Genomic DNA, 10,668 nt, shown 5'->3' on the forward strand with positions numbered 1-10,668 from the left:
GGGGTCGGATCCCTTTCCCGCGGAAAGGGCTCTGACCCCACCCATCCGCATCCACTGGAGTCTTCCACATGAAGCGCACGCTCGTCCTCGCCGCCGCTCTGGCCGCTGCCCTTCCCTTCTCCGCCCTGGCCCACAAGGCCTGGCTGCTGCCCTCGCAGACCGTGATCGCCGGCAATGCACCGTGGATCACCGTCGACGGTGCGGTCTCCAACGACCTGTTCTACTTCAACCACGTGCCGCTGCGCCTGGAATCGCTGGTGATCACCGCGCCGGACGGCAGCACCGTGCAGCCGCAGAATGCCTCGACCGGCAAGTACCGCAGCGTGTTCGACATCGAACTGAAGCAGCCGGGCACCTACCGCATCGCCTCGGTCAATGACGGCCTGTTCGCCACCTACGAGCAGAACGGCGAGCGCAAGCGCTGGCGCGGCAGCGTAGCTACCTTCGGCGAACTGCCGAAGGACGCGAAGAAGCTGGAAGTGAGCCAGTCGGTCGGCCGGGTGGAGACCTTCGTCACCAACGGCGCGCCGAACGACACCGCACTGAAGCCGACCAACCGTGGCATCGAGCTGGTCGCGGTCGGCCACCCGAATGATCTGTTCGCCGGCGAGGAAGCCACCTTCCGCGTGCTGGTCGATGGCAAGCCGACCGCCGGCCTGGAATTCGAGATCGTGCGTGGCGCCACCCGCTACCGCAACGCGCAGGACGAGCTGAAGCTGACCAGCGATGCCAAAGGCGAGATCAAGGTGACCTGGCCGGAAGCCGGCATGTACTGGCTGGAGACCGGCACCGAGGACAAAAAGACGTCGGTGAAGCAGGCCGCCAAGCGCCGCCTGAGCTACGTCGCCACGCTGGAAGTGCTGCCGCAGTAATGACGTGGACCGCGATGCCGGGCACGTCCCGGCATCGCGCCCGCAACGCCCGCCATGACCGATTCCCTGTACGACATCGCCCGCCTCGGTGGCACCACCATGGGCACCACCTGGAGCGTGTCGCTGGTTGCGCCGCGCCAGCGCGACCTGCATCCGCTGCATGCCGGCATCCAGGCGCGCCTGGACGAGGTGGTCGCGCAGATGAGTACCTGGGAGCGCGGTTCGGATCTGAGCCGCTACAACCGCGCCGACACTGGCCAATGGTGTGTGCTGCCCGCCGAAACGCGCCACGTTCTGGCCTGCGCACAGGCCATCGCTGCCGCCAGTGACGGCGCCTTCGATCCCACCGTCGGTCCGCTGGTTGCACTGTGGGGCTTCGGTGCGCATGCCGCTGAACGCCGCCAGCCCGACGCGGCGATGCTGCGGGTGACGCGTGAACGCTGCGGCTGGCAACGCCTGCATTGGCAGGACGATGCACTGCTGCAGCCGGGCGGGCTGGAACTGGATCTCTCTGCGATCGCCAAGGGCTTCGGCGTCGATCACGTGGCCGCCTGGTTGCGTGGACAAGGCATCGCAGCAGCGCTGATCGAGGTCGGTGGCGAACTGGCAGGCTATGGCCGCAAGCCGGATGGCCAGCCGTGGCGCGTGCTGGTGGAGTCCGCACCGGAAGAGGATGCACACACCGATACCCCACCACGGGTGCTGGCACTGGATGGCAAGGCCGTGGCCACCTCCGGCGATCGCTGGCACCAGTACCAGGCCGATGGCGAGGCCTACAGCCACAGCCTCGATCCGCGTACCGGCAGGCCGGTGCGCCAGGTCGCCGCAGCGGTCACCGTGGTGGCAGACGATGCCATGCACGCCGATGCCTGGGCCACGGCCTTGACCGTGCTCGGCCGCGATGAGGGCCTGGCGTTGGCCGAGCGCGAGGGCTTGGCCGTGCGTTACCTGCAACGGGCCGTGGAAGGCCCGCGCGAGTTCCTCAGCAGCGCCTTCAAGCGCCTGCTCGACGAGCAGGACGCATGAGCGGACGTTGGTCGCGCGCGTGGCTCGGCAACACCCTGGCTCTGCTCCTGTTGGCGCTGATCGGCTGGGCGTTGCTGCGCCTGCATCTCGGTGAAGCGTGGCGGCAAGGCGCGCCACCGATTCGGCACTCGCAGATCGCGGCACTCGCCACGGCCGTCTATGCGCTGGCCTGCGCTGCACTGTGGTGGCGTGGCCGCCCGCGCGACGATGCCGCAACCGGAGACACCGCGCCCATCCTGCTGGTCTGGTCCAGCCAGACCGGCTTTGCCCGCGAACTGGCCGAACGCAGCGCCGAGGCCCTGCGCGGTGCCGGCGTGCCCGTGCGCGTGCGCGGCCTGCATGAGCTGGACGCCGCGTTGCTGGCCGACAGCCAGCGCGCGTTGTTCATTGCCAGCACCACCGGCGAGGGCGACCCGCCCGATCACGCCCTGCCGTTCCTGCGCCGGGTGATGGCGACGCCGCCGTCGCTGCAGCACCTGCAGTACGGCGTGCTCGCACTGGGCGACCGCAGCTATGGCCACTTCTGCGGATTCGGCCACCAGCTCGATCAATGGCTGCGCCAGCACGGCGCGCATCCGCTGTTCGATGCCATCGAAGTCGACAATGCCGATCCGGCGGCACTGCGTCACTGGCAGCAGCTGCTCGGCCAGCTCGGGGGCGGCGCCAGCGAGCTGCCCGACTGGAGCCCGGCCGAGTACCAGCCATGGACGCTGCTGCAGCGCGCCCATCTGAATCCCGGCAGCCCCGGTGGTGCGGTGTACTGGCTGCGCCTGCAACCGCCGGATACTGCCGATGTGCAGTGGCAGGCCGGCGACATCGCCGAGATCGGCCCCCAGCATGCGCGCCACACCGCGCGTGCGTGGCTGGAGGCGCAGGATTTCGATGCAGACACGGTGCTGGACGATGGACAGACGCTGCTGGCCCGCGTCGAGCGCTCGCATCTGCCCTCGCTGGTTGCTGCCGGGGATCTGCCCGCATTGCTGGCGACGCTGCAACCGCTGCCGCATCGTGAATATTCCATTGCCTCGGTGATGGCCGACGGCGCGGTGGAATTACTGCTGCGTCGCCAGTTGCGCAGCGATGGCACGCCCGGCGTCGGCAGCGGCTGGCTGTGCGACCACGCGGCCATTGGCGAGCCGGTGCAGCTGCGCCTGCGCCGCAATGACAACTTCCATGGCGTGGCGCCCGACGTCCCATTGCTGCTGATCGGCAACGGCACCGGCATCGCCGGCCTGCGCGCCCATCTGCACGAACGTGCCCGCAGTGGCGCGCGCCGTACCTGGCTGCTGTTCGGCGAGCGCACCGCCGCCCATGATTTCCACTTCGGTGAGGAACTGCGGGCGATGCAGGCCAACGGCACGCTGGCACGGCTGGATGCAGTATTCAGCCGTGATGGCGGTGTGCATCGCTACGTGCAGGATCGGTTGCTGGCTGAAGCAGCAGCACTGCGGCAGTGGATCGATGAAGGCGCGACGATCCTGGTCTGCGGCAGCCTGCAGGGGATGGCCCCGGCGGTGGATGCGGTGATCGAACAGGTGCTGGGTATCGAGGGCAAGGAAGCGTTGCTGCTCGCCGGTCGTTACCGGCGCGATGTGTATTGAACGAACCATCGGGGTCGGATCCCTTTCCGAAGGAAAGGGCTCTGCCCCCAACCACAGCCGCACCATGACGGCGTGTCCAGGCAGGGTGGCACCGCACACCAGTAGATCCACGCCATGCGTGGATGGGCCCACCAGCACCCGGGAATCATCCCGCCGCTGCACCGACCCGTATCGCCAGCAACTCGCCCCCCCCCTGCAACGCGTGCCGTTGCCGGGCACCGGCTGCCAACCACGCGGTATCGCCGGCCTGCAGCAGCGGCAAGCCACTATCGGCACCGAACTCCGCCTGACCGGCCAGCAGATGCAACGCCCAGGCCACGCCCGGTTCGCAGAAGAAGTACATCGGCCCCACCAGCGGCCGATGCAGCAGTTCGGCCTGCAGCAGATCGCGCTTCCACATCAGGTTGAAATCGTGGGTGATGCCATCAACCAGTTCGCCGTGCAGCGCTTCCTCGCCCGCAAAGCGCACGCGCCCATGCGGCGGCAGCACCTCGGCCACGCGGCCGTCATCAAAGCGCAGGCGCACGCCATTGCCCTGCAGCAGCACCAGCTCGCGTTCCACGCCGGGGAACGCGGAAAACGCGGCATCCTGTTCGATCTCGGCCACCGACAGGCGCAATGCCCAGTCATCGCCTTGTGCCGGCAGGCGCAGGATCTCGCGCGTCCAGCCCAGGCCGTTGCGCCAGCGTTCGCGGCGGTAGTCCAGGCTGGAGATGACCTGGCTCGGAGTGTGCAGCAGGGAGTCGACGTTCATCGGCGCATTGCATCACGCCGTGCGCCATCGTGCATCACCGCGTGGCGAGCGTACCCTGGCCACCACACTCGCCGCCCAGCAGCTGCGAGTGCTTCAGCCAATCCTGGTCGGGGTAGTAAGCAAACACCATCGTGCCGCCGCGCAATGCGTCGATGAGGGGCTTGGCGACCGACAGGCGCACCGCCGGGCAGCCCAGGCTGCGGCCCAGCCGCCCCTGCAGCTGCGCGGTGGCCGGGTTCACGTAGGGCGCGCCGTGGATGACGATCGCGCGCTCGCGAGCGCGGTCGTTGAAGCCCGGCTCCAGCCCGGCCAGGCGCAGCGAATACCCGTTGCCGCCCATGTAGGTCTCCTGCGCGGTGAATGCACCGAGACTGGACATGAAACTGCCATCGCGGTTGGAGAAGTGCTCGGTGCGGTTCTCGCCGCTGTTGCGCCCATGCGCCACCCATTCCTCGAACAGCAGGCGCTGGTGCGCCAGGTCGAACACCCACAGGCGCGGCTCGGTGGATGGCCGCGAGTAATCGATCACGCTGAGCCGATCACCGTTGATGCCCAGCTCCGGCCGCTGCAACGCACAGCGCATGGCGTGCGCCGCCAGCTGCAACACGTGGCGGTCGGCCTTGGGCGCGCTTCGCGACAGCAAGGCAGCCAGATCATCGGTACTGGTGGCGAGGGCGGGCGTCTGTGCCAGCGCCGGGGCGCTGGCCGAGGTCGCCAGCAGGCCGAACGCGGCCAGCCGGCACAGGCGGGATGCAGTCATGGGCACAACGAGGGGGCTCAGTTGCCCTTGAGGGTGGACCCTGGCGGCTCGGATTCCAAGACCGGCTGCATTCCAGATTCAGCCGGGCTTGGGCGGACCGCCGGCAGCGAGGTCACCAGCAGGGTCGTGCCCGGAACCAGCACCTGGTACAGCTGGCGGGCGAAATCGGCCGGCAGCGCCATCGGCAGCGAGGGCGTGGCCAGCAGGTCCGGGGTGGCCTGGGCGCGGTCCTGGCCCAGCAGCGGATAGGCCGTCCACTGGTGCAGGCGCTGGTTCACGTCCAACGGGCTGGGTGTATCGCTGTAACCCTGCCCCATCACGAACAGCGTGGTGCCCTGGAACGCTGGCAGCGCCTCAGCCTTCAGCGGCGACTCGCCGATCATCACGCCATCGCGCAGCACGTACAGGCGCTGGTCGTGCAGGCTGACCAGGATGCCGACCTGCCCGGCCGGTGCCGCAGCGTCGTCCCACCATGCCTGTGCCGGCGCTCCACCCTCGGCCTCCGGCAGGGCCTGGCCGCGTGCGTTCACCGGCGCCAGCACCGACGGATAGGCCAGGGTCATCGGCGAGCTCTTGGCATCGGCCACGACCACCGTGTCGCCGCGCTGGGTTTCGCTGAACAGCTTCTGCGCGAAGGCCTGCGGCAGGCGCACGCAGCCATGCGAGGCCGGATGCCCGGGCAGGCTGCCACCATGCAGGGCGATGCCATCCCAGGTCAGCCGCTGCATGTACGGCATCGGCGCGCTGTTGTAGAGGTTGGACTTGTGGTCCTTGTCCTTCTGCAGGATGGTGAACACGCCGGTCGGCGTCTCGTGCCCGGCCTTGCCCGAGCTGATCGTGGTCAGGCCGATGGCAATGCCGTTGCGGTACACGTAGGCCCGCTGCTCATCGAGGCTGACCACCAGCACGATCGGACCGGTGGGCGAGATTTCCGGATGCCACAGGTACTCGCCCGGCTTCAGATCGGTCGGCCCACGCACTTCGGCGGCGCGGGCTGCGGCAGCGGCCGGCTTGGCAGCCGGCGTCGGCGTCGGCGTCGGCGCAGCGGCATTGGCCAGCAGCGGCAGGGTCAATGCCAGGGCAAGCATCAGGGTCGTGGGGCGGTGCGCAGACATCCAGCGGGGTCCTTTCCATGCGGAGCGGCCACCGTACACCATCGGCCCGTGGTGGCCGCGGCAAATCCAGGCAGCCCAAATGAAATTGCCCGGCGACACAACCTTGTGTCGTACCGGGCAATCGTTACATCCCTGTCGGCCTGCTGCCGTCCCCTCGCTTCCTGCGCTGTGGGGACAGCGTTGCATCCTGCACGCGGCCGCGTTCGTCCTGCTTGTATCTCAGCCCCTTCCACAGGTCTGTGATGCCACCGTCCTGGTGATTGGTGCCGCGTCCTGCGGCGGTCGGTGGACACGGCCTTCCTGCCCGTGCCCGATGAACCCGCTTCCTGCCGGTTCCGACGATCCTGCTGTCAGCGCCTGGGTACGGTTCGCACCGGTACCGCTCCGGGTACCGGATCCGCCGGCAACGCCCTGTTGCCTACGGTGATCCGCTGTCGATTCCGTTCGACGATTGCTTTCCCTATCCCCTTCACCTGCGTCAGGTCCTCGACGCGGTGAAACGGGCCGTGTCTGCGCCGGTGCTCGACGATCGCCTCGGCCTTGACGGCTCCGACCATCGTCAGTCCCTGCTGCAGCGCCTGGGCATCGGCCCGGTTGATGTCGATCGGAGCGGCGGCGTGCGCCCCTGCGATCCACATTCCCAGCACCAGTGCCCTTAACACGACAAACCAAGGCACGACGTGTATCTCCTTGTGGTTCGGGTGGCCCCTGCCGGCAATCCCGCCGGTAGGAACAGTGTCCGTCTCCACATGTGCACAGCCTATCGGTTTCCCGCGTTCCAGTAAGCCAGCCAAATACCCGACGTGATGTAGGAAAAACCCTACCCTCGGCACAGGCGTAGAATGGCCGGATCACAGCCCATGCAACCGGAGTTTCAGATGGACAGCGCCAAGCTCGGCCAATTCGTCAATGACAAGTGGGACAGCGAGATCGTCCCGCAATTGGTCGACTACATCCGCATTCCCAACAAGTCGCCGATGTTCGACGCCAATTGGGTGCAGAACGGCTATATGGAACAGGCAGTCACGCTGATGGAGAACTGGGCCAGGGCCCAGCAGCTGCCCGGCCTGAAGGTTGAAGTGGTGCGCCTGGAAGGCCGTACCCCGCTGATCTTCCTGGAAATTCCGGCCACCGGCGCCGAGACCGGCGACGACACCATCCTGCTCTACGGCCACCTGGACAAGCAGCCGGAAATGACCGGCTGGGACGACGACCTCGGCCCGTGGACCCCGGTGCTGCGCGGCGACAAGCTGTATGGCCGCGGTGGCGCGGACGACGGCTACGCCATCTTCGGCTCGCTGGCCGCCGTGCTGGCGCTGCAGGCCCAGGGCCTGCCGCACGCCCGCTGCGTGGTGCTGATCGAAGCCTGTGAAGAGTCCGGCAGCTACGACCTGCCGGCCTATGTCGACCACCTGGCCGACCGCATCGGCAAGCCGTCGCTGGTGGTCTGCCTGGATTCGGGCTGCGCCAACTACGACCAGCTGTGGTGCACCACCTCGCTGCGCGGCCTGACCGGCGGCAACTTCACCGTGAAGGTGCTCAACGAAGGCGTGCATTCCGGCGATGCCTCCGGCGTGGTGCCGTCCAGCTTCCGCCTGCTGCGCCAGCTGCTGTCGCGCATCGAGGACCAGGACACCGGCCGCATCCTGATCGACGGCATGAACGTGGAGATCCCCGTCGAGCGCCAGGAACAGGCCAAGCGTGCCGCCGAAGTGGTCGATACCGAGATCTTCGAGAAGTTCCCGATGGTCGACGGCCTGCGTCCGATGAACGAGGATCTGACCGAGCTGGTGCTCAACCGCACCTGGCGCCCGGCGCTGTCGGTCACCGGCATCGGCGGCATGCCGCCGCTGGAATCGGCCGGCAACGTGCTGCGTCCGCAGACCTCGGTGAAGCTGTCGTTGCGCCTGCCGCCCACCGCCGATGGCAAGACCTGCGGCGAACTACTGAAGGAGGCGCTGCTGCGCGATCCGCCGAACGGCGCCCAGGTCACCCTGGACCTGGAAAAGGCCTCCACCGGCTGGAACGCCCCGGCCATGGCACCGTGGCTGACCCAGGCCATTGACGATGCCAGCCAGGCGTTCTTCGGCAAGCCGGCGATGTACATGGGCGAAGGCGGCTCGATTCCGTTCATGGGCATGCTGGGTGAGAAGTTCCCGGGTGCGCAGTTCATGATCACCGGCGTGCTCGGCCCGCATTCCAACGCGCACGGCCCGAACGAGTTCCTGCACATCCCGATGGGCAAGAAGGTCACCGCCTGCGTGTCCAAGGTGATCAGCGAGCACTACGCCGCCAGCCTGCGCGGCGAGACCAGCGGTTCGCCGGTGGCCGCCGACAGCGGCACCCGCCACGGCGACCACGGCTGCTGCTGATCGCAGCACACCGTGACGGACGCAGCCCGGCCTTGCTAGGCTGCGTCCACCCCCAGCGGAAACCACGCGCATGAATGGTCTTTTCGGCAGCAGCAGCTGGTTGTACATCCTGCTGGTCGGCTTCTTCGTCGGCCTGCTCGGGCGCTTCTTCATGCCCGGCAACAACCGCATGGGCTGCCTGCTGACCATCGTGCTGGGCATCGTCGGTGCGCTGGTGGCCGGCTGGTTCGGCCAGTACATGGGCTGGTACCGCCCCGGCGAGCCGGCGGGCTTCCTCGGTGCCGTGGTCGGCGCAGTGGCCGTGCTGGCCGTGATGCGCCTGTTCAGCCCACGCCGCTGACACCCCTTGTCCTCTCTCCTGAGCGTGGCGCGCCCGGCGCGCCCGGAACTGCCTGCATGACCGACCCCGCCTCCAATCCCCAGCGCAGCGCGCAGCGCCTGCAGTGGGCCCGTACCCAGCTTGATGATGCCAACGCGGTGGTCGAGCGCGCCTCGGTCGATGCCGGCATGCGCAGCTACTGGCGCACCACCAGCACGCGCGGCAGCCACATCGTGATGGACGCGCCGCCGGGGCTGGAGGATCCGCAGCCGTGGCTGCGCATGCGCGGCCTGCTGCATGACCATGGCCTGCGCGTGCCCGCCTTGCTTGCCCAGGATCTCGACGCCGGTTTCCTGCTGCTGGAGGATCTCGGTGGCCCGACGCTGGCGAAGATTCTCGACGAACGCAACGCCGATGAATGGTTCGGCCGTTCGATCGAACAGCTGCTGCGCCTGCAGGCGATCCCGGTGCCGGCTGATTTCGGCCAGTTCGGCGAAGCGCTGCTGCAACGCGATGCCGGGCTGTTCGACGAGTGGTTCCTGCAGCGCCACCTGAACCTGGAACTGAACTGCGGTGAGCTCGAAGGGCTGCAACTGGTGCATCGCCGGTTGATGGACAACGCGCTGGGCCAGGCCCAGCTGATGACCCACCGCGACTACATGCCGCGCAACCTGATGCCGGTCGACGACGGCCCCGCGGTGCTCGATTTCCAGGACCTGGTGCGTGGCCCGATCGCCTACGACGCGGTGAGCCTGTTCAAGGACGCCTTCCTGAGCTGGCCGCTGCAGCGCGTGGACGAGTGGCTGGCGCAGTACCACCAGCGAGCGCGCGAAGCGGGCCTGCCGGTGCCCGAGCGCGCCACCTTTCTGCGCGATGCCGACTGGATGGGCATCCAGCGCCACCTGAAATGCCTGGGCATCTTCAGCCGACTGCGTTACCGCGACAACAAGGGCCACTACCTGGACGACGTGCCGCGCTTCATCGGCTACCTGGAGGAAGTGCTGCCGCGTTACCGCGAGCTGGCGCCGCTGCAGCAGCTGCTGGACGACCGCATCAAGCCGGCGCTGGCCGAGCTGGCCGCACCGATGCGCGTGGCACGATGAAGGCGCTGATCTTTGCCGCAGGCCTGGGCGAGCGCATGCGCCCGCTGACCCTGCACACGCCCAAGCCACTGCTGGAAGTGGCGGGCAAGCCGCTGATCGTGTGGCACCTGGAACGCCTGGCCGCGCTGGGCGTGCGCGAGGTGGTGATCAACACCGCGTGGCTGGCCGAGCAGTTCCCGGCGGCGCTGGGCGATGGCAGCCAATGGGGGCTGCGCCTGCATTTCCTCTACGAAGGAGCGACCCCGCTGGAAACCGGCGGTGGCATCCTCAACGCCCTGCCGGTGCTGGGCGAAGCGCCGTTCCTGGTGGTGAACGGCGACATCTGGACCGATTTCGATTTCGCCGGCCTGCCGCGGGAACCGCAGGGCCAGGCGCATCTGGTGCTGGTCGACAATCCGGCCCAGCACCCGCACGGTGATTACCGGCTGGACGCGCAGGGCGTGCTGCATCACGACCGCGAAGGGCCATGCCTGACCTATGCCGGCATCGGCGTGTACCGTCCTTCGATCGTGGCCGACTGGCGCGCGGTGATCGGCGATGCGCCGGGCAGCGAACGGCTGCCACCGAAGTTCTCGGTGGTGCCGTTGCAGAAGCATTTCATGGCGCAGGGGTTGATGACGGGGCAGCACCATCGCGGGCGCTGGACCGACGTCGGGACGGTTGATCGCCTGCGCGCGCTCGATGCGGAGTTGGCGGCGAACGGCTGAGCCCCTCGTGGTTGGTCGCGTAGAGTCGACTGTTAGTCG

11 protein-coding genes are annotated in these 10,668 nt (G+C 68.1%); 7 read left to right on the forward strand and 4 right to left on the reverse strand.

Annotated elements, in window-relative coordinates; genetic code table 11:
* The first annotated feature begins 68 nt into the window (after positions 1-68).
* From ARC23_RS19355 to ARC23_RS19365, 3 genes are read left to right on the forward strand one after another with little or no spacing between them, the layout of a single operon-like run.
* On the forward strand, positions 69-872 hold the full coding sequence (locus ARC23_RS19355) for a DUF4198 domain-containing protein (protein WP_057498700.1): 804 nt from the start codon (positions 69-71) through the stop codon (positions 870-872).
* A 54-nt stretch (positions 873-926) separates the two neighbouring features.
* A complete protein-coding gene (locus ARC23_RS19360) occupies positions 927-1,898 on the forward strand; it encodes an FAD:protein FMN transferase (protein ID WP_057498701.1) in 972 nt (323 codons plus the stop codon).
* Positions 1,895-3,499 carry a sulfite reductase subunit alpha gene (locus ARC23_RS19365; RefSeq protein WP_057498702.1) on the forward strand — a complete coding sequence of 535 codons (1,605 nt, stop codon included), beginning with the start codon at positions 1,895-1,897 and terminating at the stop codon, positions 3,497-3,499. The genes ARC23_RS19360 and ARC23_RS19365 overlap by 4 nt, the downstream gene beginning before the upstream one ends.
* 145 nt (positions 3,500-3,644) lie before the next feature.
* Here ARC23_RS19365 and ARC23_RS19370 read toward each other — a convergent pair whose 3' ends face one another.
* The 4 genes from ARC23_RS19370 to ARC23_RS19385 form a co-directional block, all read right to left on the reverse strand.
* Positions 3,645-4,253, reverse strand: coding sequence for a HutD/Ves family protein (locus tag ARC23_RS19370; RefSeq protein ID WP_057498703.1), 609 nt, complete (start codon positions 4,251-4,253; stop codon positions 3,645-3,647).
* Between the two features lie 34 nt (positions 4,254-4,287).
* A complete protein-coding gene (locus ARC23_RS19375) occupies positions 4,288-5,013 on the reverse strand; it encodes a murein L,D-transpeptidase catalytic domain family protein (protein ID WP_057498704.1) in 726 nt (241 codons plus the stop codon).
* Between the two features lie 17 nt (positions 5,014-5,030).
* On the reverse strand, positions 5,031-6,128 hold the full coding sequence (locus ARC23_RS19380; protein ID WP_057498705.1) for a L,D-transpeptidase: 1,098 nt from the start codon (positions 6,126-6,128) through the stop codon (positions 5,031-5,033).
* A gap of 350 nt (positions 6,129-6,478) precedes the next feature.
* The gene (locus ARC23_RS19385; RefSeq protein ID WP_238985282.1) at positions 6,479-6,805 is read right to left on the reverse strand and encodes a ComEA family DNA-binding protein; all 327 of its coding nucleotides are present in this window, start codon (positions 6,803-6,805) and stop codon (positions 6,479-6,481) included.
* A 201-nt stretch (positions 6,806-7,006) separates the two neighbouring features.
* Here ARC23_RS19385 and ARC23_RS19390 point away from each other — a divergent pair, with 201 nt between their 5' ends.
* The 4 genes from ARC23_RS19390 (at position 7,007) to murU (ending at position 10,629) form a co-directional block, all read left to right on the forward strand.
* Complete coding sequence (locus ARC23_RS19390; RefSeq protein ID WP_057498707.1) at positions 7,007-8,500, forward strand: M20 family metallopeptidase; 1,494 nt, start codon at positions 7,007-7,009, stop codon at positions 8,498-8,500.
* A 70-nt stretch (positions 8,501-8,570) separates the two neighbouring features.
* The gene (locus ARC23_RS19395; protein WP_057498708.1) at positions 8,571-8,840 is read left to right on the forward strand and encodes a GlsB/YeaQ/YmgE family stress response membrane protein; all 270 of its coding nucleotides are present in this window, start codon (positions 8,571-8,573) and stop codon (positions 8,838-8,840) included.
* Positions 8,841-8,896: 56 nt separating this feature from the next.
* Positions 8,897-9,922, forward strand: a complete 1,026-nt coding sequence (locus ARC23_RS19400; RefSeq protein ID WP_057498709.1) for an aminoglycoside phosphotransferase family protein — start codon at positions 8,897-8,899, stop codon at positions 9,920-9,922.
* Positions 9,919-10,629, forward strand: a complete 711-nt coding sequence (gene murU / locus ARC23_RS19405; RefSeq protein WP_057498710.1) for an N-acetylmuramate alpha-1-phosphate uridylyltransferase MurU — start codon at positions 9,919-9,921, stop codon at positions 10,627-10,629. Before ARC23_RS19400 ends, murU begins: the two co-directional genes overlap by 4 nt.
* The last annotated feature ends 39 nt before the right edge of the window (positions 10,630-10,668 follow it).

This window comes from Stenotrophomonas beteli, from assembly GCF_001431665.1.
Classification (GTDB): Bacteria; Pseudomonadota; Gammaproteobacteria; order Xanthomonadales; family Xanthomonadaceae; genus Stenotrophomonas; species Stenotrophomonas beteli.

Bases quoted from the DNA above. Each gene is read 5' to 3' on its own strand.
- ARC23_RS19360 (WP_057498701.1), top strand. From the start codon at position 927: ATGACCGATTCCCTGTACGACATCGCCCGCCTCGGTGGCACCACCATG.
- ARC23_RS19390 (WP_057498707.1), top strand. From the start codon at position 7,007: ATGGACAGCGCCAAGCTCGGCCAATTCGTCAATGACAAGTGGGACAGC.
- ARC23_RS19380 (WP_057498705.1), bottom strand. From the start codon at position 6,128: ATGTCTGCGCACCGCCCCACGACCCTGATGCTTGCCCTGGCATTGACC.
- ARC23_RS19395 (WP_057498708.1), top strand. From the start codon at position 8,571: ATGAATGGTCTTTTCGGCAGCAGCAGCTGGTTGTACATCCTGCTGGTC.
- ARC23_RS19355 (WP_057498700.1), top strand. From the start codon at position 69: ATGAAGCGCACGCTCGTCCTCGCCGCCGCTCTGGCCGCTGCCCTTCCC.
- ARC23_RS19375 (WP_057498704.1), bottom strand. From the start codon at position 5,013: ATGACTGCATCCCGCCTGTGCCGGCTGGCCGCGTTCGGCCTGCTGGCG.
- murU (WP_057498710.1), top strand. From the start codon at position 9,919: ATGAAGGCGCTGATCTTTGCCGCAGGCCTGGGCGAGCGCATGCGCCCG.
- ARC23_RS19365 (WP_057498702.1), top strand. From the start codon at position 1,895: ATGAGCGGACGTTGGTCGCGCGCGTGGCTCGGCAACACCCTGGCTCTG.
- ARC23_RS19400 (WP_057498709.1), top strand. From the start codon at position 8,897: ATGACCGACCCCGCCTCCAATCCCCAGCGCAGCGCGCAGCGCCTGCAG.
- ARC23_RS19370 (WP_057498703.1), bottom strand. From the start codon at position 4,253: ATGAACGTCGACTCCCTGCTGCACACTCCGAGCCAGGTCATCTCCAGC.